The sequence below is a fragment of the Corynebacterium mustelae genome (assembly GCF_001020985.1).
Taxonomy (GTDB): Bacteria; Actinomycetota; Actinomycetes; order Mycobacteriales; family Mycobacteriaceae; genus Corynebacterium; species Corynebacterium mustelae.
Genome location: NZ_CP011542.1, coordinates 2,748,733 through 2,764,781, shown reverse-complemented (window position 1 = coordinate 2,764,781; position 16,049 = coordinate 2,748,733). Strand labels below are relative to the sequence as shown.

The window sequence follows — 16,049 nt, the reverse complement described above, 5'->3', positions numbered from 1 at the left end:
AAAAAAATTCCCTATTGGGGGAAAACATGGGAAAGTAAGACCATGAAGGTGATTGTATTAGGAAGCTCCGGCAGCGTAGCAGCGCCACACAACCCAGCATCTGGCTACCTCATACAGCCCAACCACGGGCCAAGCATCATCATGGACATGGGGCCAGGCGTTTTAGCAAAACTTCAACAATACCACGACCCCAACGACGCCCACGTAATATTCTCACACCTCCACCCCGACCACTGCCTAGACTTCCCCTCCCTACTCGTCTGGCGACGATACCACCCAACCCAACCGGCACCAGCTCGAAACCTATGCGCGGGCCCAATCGCAACACCAGATCACCTCGGGAGGCTAAGCGCAGACATACCAGGGGAAATAGACGATATGTCAGATACTTTCGCCTTCACCTATTGGGAAAAACATATTCCCCAATTATTCGACACAGTCACCATAACCCCATACCCCGCAATTCACCCCATCGAGTCGTATTCACTACGGATCGTCGAAAACTCAACAGGAAAGACCATCGCCTACTCCGGGGACACCGCGTACACCGAAGAACTAATTGAATGTGCGAATGAAGCAGACATTTTCTTATGCGAAGCCACTTGGGGAGACACCAGTGCTAATAAAGCCGCCGACATGCACATGAGCGGCGGCGAAGCCGGAATTATCGCAACCAAGGCCCGCGCGAAAAAACTTGTGCTCGTACACATACCACCATGGGTAGACGCACAAGCTGCGAAGGAATCAGCAGCACAACACTACGATGGTCCCATTGAGGTTGCGTATTCGGGGTTGAAATTGATGATCTGAGTATTGGGGAAACGTCGACAAGCACTAAGGTAAACAACCATGACAGTTTTCACACGTGCAGACGGCCGCGACCCCAATCAACTTCGCCCAATACGGATCACTCGGGGCTTTACTACCAACCCAGCTGGCTCAGTGCTTATCGAATACGGAAATACGAGAGTGATGTGCACCGCAAGTGTCGAAACCGGCGTCCCCCGATTCAAAAAAGACTCAGGCGAAGGATGGTTGACGGCGGAATACTCAATGCTCCCAGCTGCCACACACGAACGGATGCCACGGGAATCATTCAAAGGAAAAGTTAAAGGACGCACTCATGAAATTTCCCGGCTAATTGGCCGTAGCCTACGTGCAGCCATCGATCTAACCGCATTGGGGGAAAATACGATTCAAATTGACTGTGATGTGTTGCAAGCTGATGGCGGGACCCGAACAGCCTCGATAACAGGAGCCTATGTGGCTTTGGCTGATGCAATTGCTTTCTTGAAAAAACAAGGAGTGGTGCCTGGAGAACCGCTTCTTCCTCCTGTAGCGGCAGTGTCGGTGGGGATTCTTGACGGGCACACCTGCCTAGACCTGCCTTATGAAGAAGATTCGCGAGCTGAAGTCGATATGAATGTAATCATGACTGCAGATGGAAAGTTCGTAGAGATCCAAGGCACTGGTGAACACAATACCTTCAGCAGGCAGCAACTCAACGACATGCTGGATTTCGCTGAAAAAGGTTGTCAAGAACTAATTCAAGCCCAACTGACAGCATTGGGGAAATAATGGAGATTCTTCTTGCTTCCAATAATGAGAAAAAGGCTCGTGAATTGGAAGTGATATTGGCTGAGTTTGATTTATCTGACGTTCGGGTCATTTTACTTCGCGACGCCCCCACATACCCTGAACCACTCGAAGATGGACGTACGTTTGTTGATAACGCGCTCATCAAGGCTCGCGCAGGTGTCTCCAATACTGGAATGATAACTTTAGCCGACGATTCCGGACTTGCTGTTGAAGAATTAAACGGTTGTCCAGGAGTTTTATCGGCGCGTTGGGCAGGGAGCCATGGGGACGACGCCGCGAACAACTCGCTGTTGTTGGAACAGATGGCGCATGTTCCTGATGACCGCCGCCAAGCAGCATTCGTTAGTGTGTGTGCGTTGGTTTTCCCCAATGGGGAGGAGTACATCGCTGAAGGTCGTTGGGATGGTCGGCTGTTACGGCAGCCTCAAGGCGAGAATGGTTTTGGTTATGATCCGATATTTGTTCCCAATGAGGAGATTGAAAATGGTGGCATGCGTAGTAGCGCGCAGCTTTCTCCCAATGAGAAGAATGCTGTGAGCCATCGTCGTAAAGCGTTGCTCCAATTAGCACCGATCATTGGGCAGCACCTTTAGGCCGAGGGAGTATATTCTCGGCCTAAAGGGTGGTTCTTGTTAGGGGTTGGTATCGAAGTAGCGCATGGCTTGTTCGAAGGCTCCGTATTGGACGATGGGTGCCCGGTTGTGCCTTAGTGGTTCTGTTGGTTTTCGTCGGTGCCCTATTCGTCCGGTTGTGGGGTCTTTTTCTATTCGTCCGTTTTTGGGTTTGGTGGGGTTGTCGTCGTTTTCTTTGTTGTGTCGAAGGCACAGGGGTACAAGGTTTGGTAGGTCGGTTTCTCCGCCTGCTGCATAGGCTTTGATGTGGTGGATTTGGCAGTATCGGGCGGGGATTCGACAGTCGGGGTGTGCGCAAATGGGGTGGGCGTTGCTGAGGATTAGCCGTTGTGCGTCGGTTGCTTGCCGTGCGCGAATTTCGATGGGTGGGGTGAATTCGAGCTGGTTGTTTGGGGTTTTGTAGGCTACGGTTGCCCAGCCGAGTGGTTCGAGCATGGCATTGGCGAATTCGCTGGGGTTGATTATGCTGCCGTCGGTGGTGGCGTATTTTCCGTTGTGGTTGGTGAGTTGCCAGGGGTGGCAGATTGTGACGAACGGCCGGTATTTAAAGTTGTGTGGATTGGGTTCGGGGTCGGTGATGGGTTGGCTGTGTGCGATGATTCGCTTGGTAATGATGTGCGCGTATGCTTCGGCTATGCTGCTGGCGTGGCCTTGGTGAAAGGTTTGTTTCGCTTCGTCGTCGATAAGGCTGCGGATGCGTGCTAGGTCGGCGGCTGGGGCTTTGATGTTAAGGTAGGCTTTGCCGTCGCAGTCGGTGCTGTGGCTGAAGCGCGCCCAGTCGGCGCGGGGCCTGTTGGCTTTAGCGCTATTGTGCTTTGCGACGATGGTGGCTAGGTGTTCGGCCAATTCCGTCAGTGATGCGGTGGTCGCATGGTTAACTGATTGTTGAAAGAACTCGTCTGGGTTGATGTCGAGATTGGATAATTTTCGGCAAAATCGCCCAATTGTGGTGATGGTGTCCATGGTAAGTTGGGCGCGCGCCATGTCCGTTAGTTGTTCGGCGGAAAAGTAGGTGGCGTTGCGTAGAAGCTGGGTCGCTGTGTTGTGCGTAATTCCGAGTTGATGTGCAAGGTGTTCTGGTTTGGGTTTTGTTCGTTTGATTTCCGCAAGGATGCCTGCGCTGGCGCGGGTGGCTGCGGCGTAGGCGTCGAGAAGCGGGGTGGCGGTCATAATCTGCAGCCTATGCTTTTCGACGCCCAGGTGGCAAGGTATTTTCCCTGTCAAAGGGGATATCTCACATTTGGGAACCGATTGGGGTGTTTTCTGAGTCTAATTATTGGGGAAGTACATTTCCCCAATAATTAAGGGGTGTTGAGTTGGAATTTTTCGGTGACCTCATCACGCCGCCATTTTTCGACGAAGAAAGACAGGAAGGGGATGCATCCTGCAAGTGCGGTGACTAGCCAGCGTAGTGGCGGCCACAGGGCTTTGGTTCCGAGGTTTAGGGTGGCGATGAGGTAGATGATGTAGAACAGTCCGTGGACTTGCCCAACGTAGTGCATCCATTGGGGAACTGAAATCCCCAATAGGTATTCGGCGATCATTCGGGCAGTGAGTAAAAGCAGCCATATGCCTGTAACCCATGCTGAGATCGAGAAAAAGGTAAGTGCGGTTTTTACTCGTTTTTTGCGCTCTGGGTGGATTGTCATTGGGGGTCTCCTTAGGAATGGGATGTACCTCGACGGGGTTGATTTTGTTGGTTGTATTCTTCGATTGTGAGTTGTTTCCTCTGGGGTAGGAATTCCTCGTCGATCAAATTGCTAGGGGCATTGTGGATTGTGAACTGTTCCGATTCATCGGCCTGTTCCGCCTCGAATGCTCGTTTTTCGTTTTCATAAGCCATGAATTTTTTGTAGGCGTAAACGAAGAAGAGCCCGAAGAACGGCCATTGGAGGGCATATCCTAGGTTTTGGAAGGTTCCGCTTCCGGATTGGAATCGGGTCCATTGCCACCATGCGAGGCCGAGTGTGCAGGCTATGAGTATGGCAAGGAAGAAGATGTGCCACGCTTTGACTTTGAGTTTCTTAATTGGGCGGGGGGTTTCTTCGTTGGTACTCACAACGTTTAAGGATACCGTGTTGGGCAAATTGAGCTTGCTGATTTGTGTTCGATAGGGGGTTTAGTTGTAGAATGCATAGAGCAAGCGCCCGTGGCGAAATTGGCAGACGCGCTGGATTTAGGTTCCAGTGTCTTAGTGACGTGGGAGTTCAAGTCTCCCCGGGCGCACTTGTGAATAGGTAAGGCACCTCCCCATTGGGAAGGTGCCTTATTTTGTTAGCACATTTGGGGGTGTTGTTGCGTTTGGTTTGCACGCTTCGAATTTCCCCAATGGGGGAACGTGACCAGCAATTGTGAAACCCTATGAGAAAAATGAAAATTTTTTCATGATGTATTTACCCGCGATTGAGTCAGGTTGGATATTGTTAGTGACTGTATCGTTATTTTTCTATTTGAAAACAGTGGACAGCTAAATCTATTGCGCAAAATTGAAAGTAATGATCTTTATTAATCTGACGCTAAGAAAAGGCTGGTCATGGCCCTCTATATTGTTTTAATGCTGTTGGTGGTGGCGCTTATTGGGTATGCGCTTTCGCCTAATGGTCGCGCGGTGTTCTTCAAGCGGTTTGCTGCGGGGGCGCAGATCCGCGGTGCGTTCATAGCGGTATTGGCTCTTGTTCTTATCGCTTTGGGGATCCTCATTATGAATGGGGAAGCGGCCTGGTCGGTTACTATTCCATTGACAATGATTATTGGCGGTTGCTGCTGTTTGTTGGTTGTGCTGTTGCGCAATCGAATCGCGGCACCGCAGCGTGCTACGCACCCGAAAGTGGTGCTGGCGGTGGGCGCACACCCAGACGATTTGGAGATCGCTTGTGGTGGCACCTTGGCGCGGTTGAGCGATGAAGGACATGAGATTCATGCGATTGTGATGAGTGATGGTCGTGAAGGTGGAAATCGGGGGGTTCGCCCAGATGAGGCACGCAATGGTGCCCGGACTATGGGGATCGCTCACATTGATGTGTATTCTTTGACAGATACCCGGTTGGAGGATCACAACATGGAGATGGTCGAGATTGTGGAGGCCAAGATCAATGAGATTAATCCTGAAGTGATTTTCACCCATTCGATACACGATCAACACCAGGATCATCAGGCGGTGCATTACGCAGTGTTGCGTGCCGCCCGGAAGCATCCATCGATTTTGTGTTTTGAATCGCCGTCGGTGACTGCGGAATTTAACCCAGCAGTTTTCATTGATATTACGGATTACATGAATGTTAAGGTCAAGGCGGTTGAGGATCACCGGGATCAGGCTGGCAAGCGTTATTTGCGTTGTGATCGATTGAAGGGAATGGCTAATTTCCGAGGGGCGCAAGGAAAGGTGGAATTAGCTGAAGGGTTTGAAATTGTACGGTTGAAGGATTCGATTGCGGGGTTGAAGTAAAAGATGAATATTTTGATTACTGGCGTTGGCGGCCCAGCTGGCCGGGCATTGGTTAAGCAATTGGCTACCAGCGGGCATAGCGTCATTGGGGTGGATATGCAGGAGGTTCCGGTTGCTGAGGTTGATGCGTTTGAGTTGGTTCCTGCGGCGCATGACCCGGAGATGATTAATCATTTAGCGCGATTGGTTCAGCAATACCAGGTTGATGTTCTCATTCCGACGGTTGCGGATGAACTTTTAATGGTGGCTAAGGCTGCGAATGTGGGGGTTTTTGCTCATGCGCATGTGGTAATTTCCGCGCCGGAGGCGGTGGAAAAGTGCTTCGATAAGCTTTTTACCATGCGGGCGTTGCGTGAATCGGGGGTTTCAGTGCCGCCGTTTGGGCTGCCGAGTGATTTCAAGGATGCGGAGGACGTGTTCGCCAAGCTCGGTGAGGTGATTATCACTAAGCCGCGGGTGGCTCGGGGAGGTCGAGGGTTCAAGGTGCACCGCTCACCGGCGGCCTTTAATTTGGCTGCGTACGATGATTCTTACATTATTCAGGCTTTCGCGCCGGGTGAGGAATATGCTCCTATGGTGCATATGGATGCCAAAGGTGGTGGGGAATTAGTCGCAGTTGTGCACAAGAAGCGTGAGGATTTTTGTGGAACTGAAGCACCATTAGTGCAGTTGATTGATACTTCTGAGGCATTGGACGTTGCGATGCTTGCGGTGCGGGCATGCCGTGCGTTGAAGTTGGAGGGCCCGGTGGACTTGGATATTCGGCGGATGGTAGATGGCAGGCCGGTGGTGTTGGAGGTTAACGCCCGGTTTGGTGCCAATAGTTCACTGGCACCGGAGATTCTTGAAGCTGTTCTTAGCTTTTCGACGGAGTGACAGCGTCGATGTCGGTACTGGTGACCGCCACCGTTGCGGCATTGAGTGTGTTTATTTTCTGGATTGGGGCGATAAAAATCCTCTTTATCCCCCTGTCCGCTATTTTTGAGCTGCAAGCCGCGCGCAGGAGGCGTCGACAAGCAAAAACGCCCAAGCGCGAGGAGCCTCTAGTCAGCATTATCGTTCCCGGCTATAACGAAGACCGGGTGGTGGTAAGCTGCGTGCAATCGATCGTGGCTGCGAATTATGAAAACTACGAATTAATTTTGGTCAATGATGGTTCAACGGATAGCACGGCTGACACCATGCGTGAATTAGCGCGAACATACCCAAAAACTATCTTCGTTGACCAGCCAAATTCCGGCAAAGGTGCAGCCCTAAACACCGGAACGGCATACTCTAATGGTCGGTTCATCATGTACGTAGATTCAGATGGTGTCTTTGGCAAAGACACCATCAATGAAATGCTGCGTCCGTTTGAAAATCGCAAAGTGGGGGCAGTCAGCGGCGACGACCGCCCGGTAAATCTAGACCGGGTGTTAACAAAACTGCTGTCATTGATCTCTCATGTTGGGACCGGCTTTATTCGGCGTGCATTGTCCGTCATCGATTGCCTGCCGGTAGTGTCCGGAAATATCGGAATGTTTCGCCGCGAGGCATTGGAAAAAGCAGGGGCATTGCGCACCGATACCCTCGGTGAAGATCTCGAACTGACGTGGCGCATGCACCGGGCTGGCTACACCGTAAAATTCGCCCCCCGAGCCGTCGTTTACGCGGAGTCCCCCTCAACACTGCGCGGCTTATGGCGGCAACGTGTGCGGTGGGCGCGAGGCATGCTGCAAGCAACGTTGATCCATAAAGACATGATTGGCAATCCCCGATACGGCGCCTTCGGCATTTACTTGTTGTTCAACACCCTCAGCATGATAGTGGTTCCATTGGCCCAGATTATCGTCTTAATCGGATTGCCGGTGGTTTTTGTCGTCCAGCCAGATGATCTCCCGCACGACTTCATCGGGTGGATAAGCTTAATCGGACTCAGCTTGGCACTGATTGTGTTGCTTTATTCGATAGCTCTTAACAAAGCGTGGAAAGATCTTCGGTATTTTTGGGTATTTCCATTGTGGCCGATCTATGCAACCGTCATGGGTTTTGCGTTAGGATGGGCGGTCATTCTCGAAATTCGAGGAGCGGAAAAGAACTGGAACAAGCTCGAACGAACCGGAACGATAAGTATCGAAGGGCTTAGCGTCGAAAAGCAAGAGCGGAGCGAAGCATAACAATGAACCGTCGACAATTTCTCCAACTCGCATTATCAACCACCGGCATCACCCTACTCAGCGCGTGCGGGTCCAGCTCCGAGCTAAAAAAGCTTAACAACGCCCCCATACCCGAAGAACGCAGCGTTAATTTCGGTTTCGAAGACGTCTCCAACCTCGACTACGACTGGGCGGGGGCCGCCGACAAACTGAAAACCGTCGGCGCCAACGCCGTGGGGCTGGGGGTGGGCCGGGTCGAATGGGTCGCGCACCCGTGGCCTGCGTATACGGATTCCCAAGCCCTTGACGATACCGCCGACCCGGTGCAAACCGCCATGACCACCCTCGGCGACTCATTCCACTACAGTCTCATCATTGACACCTTGGTCCCAGCCATGATCGCCGACGACCCCAGCCTTGCTGGAGTTTCCCCCAACGGCAAACGCTCAACAGACTTCGCCTCCGTGACCGCGCTACGCGACGGTGACGTAGGCGACCGCATCATTGAACTCGCCGAATACTTAGCACAACGATACAACCCAGAACGCATCGTATTGACTGAGCTGATGTTCGACGACTACACCTTCGGCGAAGACGATCTCGAATCCTATAAAAAACTAAGCGGCGCCACCGACTGGCCACGCACCGGCACCAGCATCGACACCGCCGACCCAAGCCTGGGGAAATGGCGATCCGAAGCACTGCGCCACTTGGCAGAAAAAATCCAAGATCAACTACCAGACAACACCCAACTGGAACTCGATGTACGCGCCCCCTGGGATGACCCAACCTCCGACCGAGCACTATCCGGCCACGACTACGACGTATTACTCAGCCAAGCCGACCGAATCGGAGTATGGAATTACCACGTAATGAACGACAAACCCGCCAGGTACTCCCAAGAACTAGCCACATCGCTCAGCGACCGATACGGCGACAGATACACCATATCCGTAGGGCTATGGGGCGATAACGACACCACAGTAAGCCCTGCCGACATGGCCTTAGCACTGCGCTACTCCGCCCAAGGAGGGGCTGACCACGTCTCAGTAACCCCAGCCAGTAAAATGACCGACGAACACTGGACGACATTGGGGGAAATCTGGGTTGGGCAATAACCAACAGATGCTTGGAACCGCAGGCGTGAATTACGTAGTCTTTTTCCGGAATATGAACCTTGGTCATGCAGGTTCTCCCAACCGCGCCCAATTGGAAGCCGCGTTTCGTGATGCTGGCTGCGAAGCCGCAACGTCGTTTCAAACCAATGGAACAGTGATAATCGCAACCGCAACACCCGACAAACACACCCAACAAGCAACGGAAACCATCGCGCACACCTGCGGTTACGACGATGCTTACTTCATAATTCCCATCGATCGCCTCAAAAAGATCGTCATCAATGATGGCTACGCTCACCACACCAACGATGACACCTACCGTGAAACCGTCACGTTCTTCAGAAGCAACACGGAACCAACCTGGGAACTGCCCTGGACAAATCCCAAAAACGACGTGACCATCTTCGCTATCGACGACGGCATCGCGCTGGGAACCATCCGCAAACGCAACAACACTGCTGGCAGCCCCACCCGCGAAATCGAAACCGCAACCAGTGGCGTCGCCACCACCCGCACCCGGGGCACAATAATCAGATTGCTGAAAAAGATATAACGCTTTTCAACGCAGCACCGGTGGCAGGCTACAACGACGCTATGCCCGAAAGCGCCACTGCTGTGAACTCAGCGAGATTCTTACCCGCGAATTCCGCCCATCGCCGGGCAAACGCGCCGGGTTTATCCGGAAACCCATAATCCGGCCACAGCCGCTGCGCACCACGTCGTACCGCGAGATCATCATAGGGATACCACGCAAAATCGTTGCTGATATCCGCGATAATAACGCCCACCGACCACGGGCCGATGCCAGGAATCTCACCAAGCTGATTGGCAAGGACATCTAACTCCAGTGGGGCAGCAGGGGCGGCGACATACCATTCGGCCGCCGCCTTCAACTTCGGGACCTGGAACGCCAGGCCGCAATCTACGAAATCCTGAACCGGGCGCAATAAAACCTGCTGTGCACTCGGAAATCCGCGGAAGCTGGGTGTATATTCATCGCCAAGGCGCTGCGCCGCAACCGAATAAAGCTTCCGTGCTTGATCAGCGCGAATAACCTGCCGCACAATACCAGCGGCGATTGCCTCCCAAAGATCGGTTGTGGCCCACCTTCGCACAACGATTGAGCTTTCCTGGTCAGACTCCGAAATACTCGCAATAATCTGTGGGTCCTGATCAGAAGATGAACCAGCAACCCACCTGCCTGCATCCGTAACTGTTGCCTCCTGAATGCAACCATCTACCCGGCGCCACATACGAAGCCGCCCACCTTTCTGCGCTAACCACGCCGGATGATCTGTCATAACCACAGACATATGAGGTTGGTAATGCGAGGTATCTGGCATGAGGAATATCCTTCTCCGAATCAGGGATAGGGCTAATGAAAAAACCGAAAACGTGAACATGATTGTCGGTTTGCGTATACGGTTAAGGCTATAGGAATTCGAACTGGCATGCTAATTAGTGATGGGAATTGTCCGTTTTGTGGTGTGCATCGGAAACTACGAAGAACTAATTAACTTTGGGTTAAATTTTGTCTGTTTCAGCCAACAGAATCTCAGTGACACGATGCATATAAGGACTGTATATTAACCGATCGTCTCGGTGAGTTCTGGTGACATTCTCGCTCAAAGTAAGAAACGTGCAGCCAGAAAACGGCGATGTTTGGGGTATAAACCTGTTCAGATGCTGCGATCTGATTTCCACACTATTCATTCTTGGTTGTCGAAGTATCCCTGCTCACGCGGGGAAAACACCCCCGCAGGGCAACGGTATTACGAGCTGGAGGGAACATCCCTGCTCACGCGGGGAAAACAAAGCAACAGGCGGAAAAGTCGAAATTCGGGAGGGAACGTCCCTGCTCATGCGGGGAAAACGTGTGCGACCGTCGAACCGGGAAATTTCCGCAGGGAACATCCCTGCTCACGCGGGGAAAACTTTCGAGATCGACGGTGTTGGCATGACGCAGGGGGAACATCCCTGCTCACGCGGGGAAAACGTACCAGCCATAGATCCCGATTCCGCGCTGTGCGGAACATCCCCGCTCACGCGGGGAAAACAAGAACATGGCGATGTCATCGCCGGGCTGAAGCGGAACATCCCCGCTCACGCGGGGAAAACGATCTTTAATCGATTTGATGTTGAACGTATGTAGGAACATCCCCGCTCACGCGGGGAAAACTGTTTTTCCTTATTTTTTAGGGTGCCGACCGGCGGAACATCCCCGCTCACGCGGGGAAAACATCTGGGAAGGCGCAATACGTAGCGGTAAAACCGGAACATCCCCGCTCACGCAGGGAAAACGTGCAGTGTGGGTGGGGGTTGCGGTGGCGTGTGGGAACATCCCCGCTCACGCGGGGAAAACCATTGGTTGCGGTTGTTGTGGGCGCGGGAAACAGGAACATCCCCGCTCACGCGGGGAAAACCGGGCGAACTCGAATATCATTAATGTTTTGGACGGAACATCCCCGCTCACGCGGGGAAAACGAGTTTTCAAATAACGTGTCAGTAAGGTTTCCCGGAACATCCCCGCTCACGCGGGGAAAACATGATCCGAGTAAGCTGCGACTCGAAAGTCTCCGGAACATCCCCGCTCACGCGGGGAAAACAACACCGAACAATTCCACCAACAACACCACACAGGAACATCCCCGCTCACGCGGGGAAAACTTGCCCCAGCCTCCTGAACTCGGCGCATTCACGGGAACATCCCCGCTCACGCGGGGAAAACCGGGTTCACCATGGGTTCCGCTCGACTCCGTGCGGAACATCCCCGCTCACGCGGGGAAAACCTAACCTCTTTGTCTCTCGCAGCCCAACTCCACGGAACATCCCCGCTCACGCGGGGAAAACTTCCTTTAGCAAACAAGGTTTATATAAAACGGCGGAACATCCCCGCTCACGCGGGGAAAACGATAAAACAATCTGGCACGCAATCACAGACGGAGGAACATCCCCGCTCACGCGGGGAAAACTAGTTGGTAGATGCGTTCGGCGAGGTGTTGGACGGAACATCCCCGCTCACGCGGGGAAAACTTTTGGTGGTTGTGGTGGGGTTTTGTGGTCGCAGGAACATCCCCGCTCACGCGGGGAAAACGTAGCCGTCCATATCCCTACCGTGATACTCATCGGAACATCCCCGCTCACGCGGGGAAAACTATACCCTAGGGTGGTTTTTGGTTTTTGCAGCCGGAACATCCCCGCTCACGCGGGGAAAACGTTCCTGCACCCACGCGGATAAAGGTTCGATGCGGAACATCCCCGCTCACGCGGGGAAAACATGGTGTGAAACACTCGGGGTTCCCCCATGCCGGGAACATCCCCGCTCACGCGGGGAAAACTTCAACGCCGTTTGCGCCGCCTTCAAATCGCCCGGAACATCCCCGCTCACGCGGGGAAAACTTGGTTCCAGATAGTACCATCTACATGGGAAAACGGAACATCCCCGCTCACGCGGGGAAAACCATGTTTTGTCAACTAGGGGAAGTCGCCACCCCGGAACATCCCCGCTCACGCGGGGAAAACCTTTCCGTGAGGAAATTGGGGGCGATACTCCAAGGAACATCCCCGCTCACGCGGGGAAAACTAGTGTTTTTGCCGATTGCGAAATTAGTTTTTCGGAACATCCCCGCTCACGCGGGGAAAACGTAATGGCGATGCTTGACGAAGTGCGAAAAGAAGGAACATCCCCGCTCACGCGGGGAAAACGACCACCCTCGGACTCACACAGAATCACACCGCGGAACATCCCCGCTCACGCGGGGAAAACTGTTTGCTGTTTTTGTGGTGTTGTCGGTGGTAAGGAACATCCCCGCTCACGCGGGGAAAACAAAGCTGACTGGGAACACAAAGTGTCCGAATTGGGAACATCCCCGCTCACGCGGGGAAAACCCCTAGGTATTCGTCGCACAGATATTTCACATGGGAACATCCCCGCTCACGCGGGGAAAACGAATGCGAAGATTCGTTTTTTGAACGGATGGAAGGAACATCCCCGCTCACGCGGGGAAAACTTCCGTTCGATTGGGGTTGCGTTGAGGTATTTGGGAACATCCCCGCTCACGCGGGGAAAACGGTCTACAAGACCATGAAATATCTTCACCTATGGGAACATCCCCGCTCACGCGGGGAAAACTATACCCTAGGGTGGTTTTTGGTTTTTGCAGCCGGAACATCCCCGCTCACGCGGGGAAAACTATTTTGAGTGAGTTTGAGAGGGTTTTGATTGAGGAACATCCCCGCTCACGCGGGGAAAACCTTACCTTTTGGATTGATTGCCTTACATGACTAGGAACATCCCCGCTCACGCGGGGAAAACCTTTAGGAGCTGTAATGACCCTAGATAATCTAAGGAACATCCCCGCTCACGCGGGGAAAACCTTTAGGAGCTGTAATGACCCTAGATAATCTAAGGAACATCCCCGCTCACGCGGGGAAAACTAGCCGTGAGTATTAGCAACTACCATATCGTAGGGAACATCCCCGCTCACGCGGGGAAAACAAAAAGTTGTCAACCCCGCTGGTAGCGGGGTGTGGAACATCCCCGCTCACGCGGGGAAAACATGCTGGAAGCTGCAAAAACTTTCCGTGAGGAAGGAACATCCCCGCTCACGCGGGGAAAACTGCTTTTGGCATGTGGTCGTTGGCAAGTCCGAAGGAACATCCCCGCTCACGCGGGGAAAACTTTTGATAAGCACACGGTTTTTGGCGCGTTTACGGAACATCCCCGCTCACGCGGGGAAAACCCCGCAATCGAAAAGCTGCGGGTTGCACTCGGAGGAACATCCCCGCTCACGCGGGGAAAACAGCGCAGATACGTGGCGAGCAATCAAAATACCGTGGAACATCCCCGCTCACGCGGGGAAAACCCACCCCTCGGACAGTGTGACCTGATCGGAGGTGGAACATCCCCGCTCACGCGGGGAAAACGGTAGGCCCTTCGGTAGGCCCGGAACATCCCCGCTCACGCGGGGAAAACCCCAATATCCATCACGGTAAATTACTACGGGAAGGAACATCCCCGCTCACGCGGGGAAAACCGCACTATCTATAAGGCGACCCTTATAAATTAAGGAACATCCCCGCTCACGCGGGGAAAACCATAGACTGATTCGGGAAGCCGTTCGCTAGCCGGGAACATCCCCGCTCACGCGGGGAAAACACTCACCATCTACCTCAAAAGTGTAGGTTGCGGGGAACATCCCCGCTCACGCGGGGAAAACTTCCTTGAATTGAATCGAACTCGGATAATTCCAGGAACATCCCCGCTCACGCGGGGAAAACCTCCGCTATGATCTCATTCTTGCGCCGGGTTAGGGAACATCCCCGCTCACGCGGGGAAAACCCTATCAGGGGACACTTGACCAGCTCCGGTCGCGGAACATCCCCGCTCACGCGGGGAAAACATTTCGAACGTTTTCCCCCGCATGGTTCGGCACGGAACATCCCCGCTCACGCGGGGAAAACATAGCATTCAGCGAACGCTGCAACCAACCGATCGGAACATCCCCGCTCACGCGGGGAAAACATTTCGAACGTTTTCCCCCGCATGGTTCGGCACGGAACATCCCCGCTCACGCGGGGAAAACATAGCATTCAGCGAACGCTGCAACCAACCGATCGGAACATCCCCGCTCACGCGGGGAAAACATTTCGAACGTTTTCCCCCGCATGGTTCGGCACGGAACATCCCCGCTCACGCGGGGAAAACATAGCATTCAGCGAACGCTGCAACCAACCGATCGGAACATCCCCGCTCACGCGGGGAAAACGCGGGGTTGCTGGTTTCAGCAGCTCATGCAAGCGGAACATCCCCGCTCACGCGGGGAAAACTTTTATGCGGTACGCACCGTTACGGCACCCGTAGGAACATCCCCGCTCACGCGGGGAAAACCAATCTCCATCTCAGCAGGCGACCCTGTTGACGGGAACATCCCCGCTCACGCGGGGAAAACCCTGGCACCCCACGACCCGAACCCGGATCCCACGGAACATCCCCGCTCACGCGGGGAAAACACTGGATTACGAAAGACAAGGTTTCAGTCACCCGGAACATCCCCGCTCACGCGGGGAAAACGTGCAGTTGGAGCACCTGCGAGAGCAGGCGGGCGGAACATCCCCGCTCACGCGGGGAAAACTAGCGTGATTCTGGCTAATCGCGTTCTCCACGCTGGAACATCCCCGCTCACGCGGGGAAAACGTTCTGCGTTCGTCCAAATTTTCGATAGTGTCAGGAACATCCCCGCTCACGCGGGGAAAACCTTGTCCTTCCATTGTGGGGTTGGTGATAGATAGGAACATCCCCGCTCACGCGGGGAAAACAAGAGCTAAACCCCATCTGAGAGTGGCTATGCAGGAACATCCCCGCTCACGCGGGGAAAACGCAGCGTAATCAGTGAAGTATCTTTGTGTCGGCGGAACATCCCCGCTCACGCGGGGAAAACCTGAGTATCAGGGTTATACACCACATTTTCAACGGAACATCCCCGCTCACGCGGGGAAAACTAATCAGCGAAGTGTCATTGTGGCGGCTTATAAGGAACATCCCCGCTCACGCGGGGAAAACTTTGAGCTTCCCACATGGGGTGTTCTAGGGGACGGAACATCCCCGCTCACGCGGGGAAAACAAACGGTTTGGTCTCACAACCAATGAGGATCACGGAACATCCCCGCTCACGCGGGGAAAACATTGTCCTTTGGATTATCACCTGTATCTACCGCGGAACATCCCCGCTCACGCGGGGAAAACGGGTATTGAGGTGGCTTCTAAGGTGTTGGGGCAGGAACATCCCCGCTCACGCGGGGAAAACCTCAAACCTGCGTTCGATGGCATTAAGCAGGGGGGAACATCCCCGCTCACGCGGGGAAAACTAATGCCGTGTATTTCTTTCGGCGCTTGTAGGGGGAACATCCCCGCTCACGCGGGGAAAACTGACCCCCCACGTTGTACGCCGCCAACACCGACGGAACATCCCCGCTCACGCGGGGAAAACAAACGTAGCGCTTCCGACAAATCGTAATGTTTGGGAACATCCCCGCTCACGCGGGGAAAACCTTTGCGGAGGCAAAAGGAATTGCGGGCGGAGGGGAACATCCCCGCTCACGCGGGGAAAACCCAGTCGGT

Annotated in this window: 12 protein-coding genes, 1 tRNA gene and 1 CRISPR repeat array (1 of these 14 running past the window's edge); of the genes, 9 read left to right on the top strand and 4 right to left on the bottom strand. The window is 53.8% G+C overall.

Features of this window, described 5'->3' with window-relative positions; all coding sequences use genetic code 11:
- Window positions 1–42: 42 nt before the first annotated feature.
- From CMUST_RS12290 to CMUST_RS12280, 3 genes are read left to right on the top strand one after another with little or no spacing between them, the layout of a single operon-like run.
- Window positions 43–810: an MBL fold metallo-hydrolase gene (locus CMUST_RS12290; RefSeq protein WP_047262764.1), complete on the top strand. Its 768-nt coding sequence runs from the start codon at window positions 43–45 to the stop codon at window positions 808–810.
- Window positions 811–849: 39 nt separating this feature from the next.
- The gene (rph, locus tag CMUST_RS12285) at window positions 850–1,578 is read left to right on the top strand and encodes a ribonuclease PH (RefSeq protein ID WP_047262763.1); all 729 of its coding nucleotides are present in this window, start codon (window positions 850–852) and stop codon (window positions 1,576–1,578) included.
- Complete coding sequence (locus CMUST_RS12280) at window positions 1,578–2,192, top strand: non-canonical purine NTP pyrophosphatase (protein ID WP_047262762.1); 615 nt, start codon at window positions 1,578–1,580, stop codon at window positions 2,190–2,192. Before rph ends, CMUST_RS12280 begins: the two co-directional genes overlap by 1 nt.
- A gap of 39 nt (window positions 2,193–2,231) precedes the next feature.
- On the opposite strand, the gene CMUST_RS12275 is transcribed toward CMUST_RS12280, so the two are convergent.
- The 3 genes from CMUST_RS12275 to CMUST_RS12265 form a co-directional block, all read right to left on the bottom strand.
- Window positions 2,232–3,401, bottom strand: a complete 1,170-nt coding sequence (locus CMUST_RS12275; protein ID WP_047262761.1) for an HNH endonuclease signature motif containing protein — start codon at window positions 3,399–3,401, stop codon at window positions 2,232–2,234.
- A gap of 131 nt (window positions 3,402–3,532) precedes the next feature.
- Entirely contained in the window at window positions 3,533–3,880 is a 348-nt protein-coding gene (locus CMUST_RS12270) for a DUF3817 domain-containing protein (RefSeq protein ID WP_047262760.1), read from the bottom strand.
- An 11-nt stretch (window positions 3,881–3,891) separates the two neighbouring features.
- The gene (locus CMUST_RS12265; protein ID WP_047262759.1) at window positions 3,892–4,290 is read right to left on the bottom strand and encodes a hypothetical protein; all 399 of its coding nucleotides are present in this window, start codon (window positions 4,288–4,290) and stop codon (window positions 3,892–3,894) included.
- An 84-nt stretch (window positions 4,291–4,374) separates the two neighbouring features.
- On the opposite strand from CMUST_RS12265, the gene CMUST_RS12260 reads away from it, so the two are divergent.
- The 6 genes from CMUST_RS12260 (at window position 4,375) to CMUST_RS12235 (ending at window position 9,482) form a co-directional block, all read left to right on the top strand.
- Window positions 4,375–4,457: transfer RNA gene (locus CMUST_RS12260), tRNA-Leu, on the top strand.
- Window positions 4,458–4,764: 307 nt separating this feature from the next.
- The gene (locus CMUST_RS12255; RefSeq protein WP_052844743.1) at window positions 4,765–5,676 is read left to right on the top strand and encodes a PIG-L deacetylase family protein; all 912 of its coding nucleotides are present in this window, start codon (window positions 4,765–4,767) and stop codon (window positions 5,674–5,676) included.
- A gap of 3 nt (window positions 5,677–5,679) precedes the next feature.
- Entirely contained in the window at window positions 5,680–6,552 is an 873-nt protein-coding gene (locus tag CMUST_RS12250; protein WP_047262758.1) for an ATP-grasp domain-containing protein, read from the top strand.
- A gap of 8 nt (window positions 6,553–6,560) precedes the next feature.
- Window positions 6,561–7,832 carry a glycosyltransferase gene (locus tag CMUST_RS12245; RefSeq protein ID WP_047262757.1) on the top strand — a complete coding sequence of 424 codons (1,272 nt, stop codon included), beginning with the start codon at window positions 6,561–6,563 and terminating at the stop codon, window positions 7,830–7,832.
- Window positions 7,833–7,834: 2 nt separating this feature from the next.
- Entirely contained in the window at window positions 7,835–8,929 is a 1,095-nt protein-coding gene (locus CMUST_RS12240; protein WP_047262756.1) for a hypothetical protein, read from the top strand.
- 7 nt (window positions 8,930–8,936) lie between these two features.
- Window positions 8,937–9,482: a DUF1697 domain-containing protein gene (locus CMUST_RS12235; RefSeq protein WP_047262755.1), complete on the top strand. Its 546-nt coding sequence runs from the start codon at window positions 8,937–8,939 to the stop codon at window positions 9,480–9,482.
- A gap of 28 nt (window positions 9,483–9,510) precedes the next feature.
- Here CMUST_RS12235 and CMUST_RS12230 read toward each other — a convergent pair whose 3' ends face one another.
- A complete protein-coding gene (locus tag CMUST_RS12230) occupies window positions 9,511–10,272 on the bottom strand; it encodes a DNA glycosylase family protein (RefSeq protein WP_052844740.1) in 762 nt (253 codons plus the stop codon).
- 381 nt (window positions 10,273–10,653) lie between these two features.
- Window positions 10,654–16,049: a CRISPR direct-repeat array (repeat unit 28 nt; unit sequence GGAACATCCCCGCTCACGCGGGGAAAAC); it runs 113 nt beyond the window's last position.

Coding starts and splice junctions, on each gene's coding strand:
- CMUST_RS12290 (WP_047262764.1), top strand. CDS start 43: ATGAAGGTGATTGTATTAGGAAGCTCCGGCAGCGTAGCAGCGCCACAC.
- rph (WP_047262763.1), top strand. CDS start 850: ATGACAGTTTTCACACGTGCAGACGGCCGCGACCCCAATCAACTTCGC.
- CMUST_RS12280 (WP_047262762.1), top strand. CDS start 1,578: ATGGAGATTCTTCTTGCTTCCAATAATGAGAAAAAGGCTCGTGAATTG.
- CMUST_RS12275 (WP_047262761.1), bottom strand. CDS start 3,401: ATGACCGCCACCCCGCTTCTCGACGCCTACGCCGCAGCCACCCGCGCC.
- CMUST_RS12270 (WP_047262760.1), bottom strand. CDS start 3,880: ATGACAATCCACCCAGAGCGCAAAAAACGAGTAAAAACCGCACTTACC.
- CMUST_RS12255 (WP_052844743.1), top strand. CDS start 4,765: ATGGCCCTCTATATTGTTTTAATGCTGTTGGTGGTGGCGCTTATTGGG.
- CMUST_RS12250 (WP_047262758.1), top strand. CDS start 5,680: ATGAATATTTTGATTACTGGCGTTGGCGGCCCAGCTGGCCGGGCATTG.
- CMUST_RS12245 (WP_047262757.1), top strand. CDS start 6,561: ATGTCGGTACTGGTGACCGCCACCGTTGCGGCATTGAGTGTGTTTATT.
- CMUST_RS12240 (WP_047262756.1), top strand. CDS start 7,835: ATGAACCGTCGACAATTTCTCCAACTCGCATTATCAACCACCGGCATC.
- CMUST_RS12235 (WP_047262755.1), top strand. CDS start 8,937: ATGCTTGGAACCGCAGGCGTGAATTACGTAGTCTTTTTCCGGAATATG.
- CMUST_RS12230 (WP_052844740.1), bottom strand. CDS start 10,272: ATGCCAGATACCTCGCATTACCAACCTCATATGTCTGTGGTTATGACA.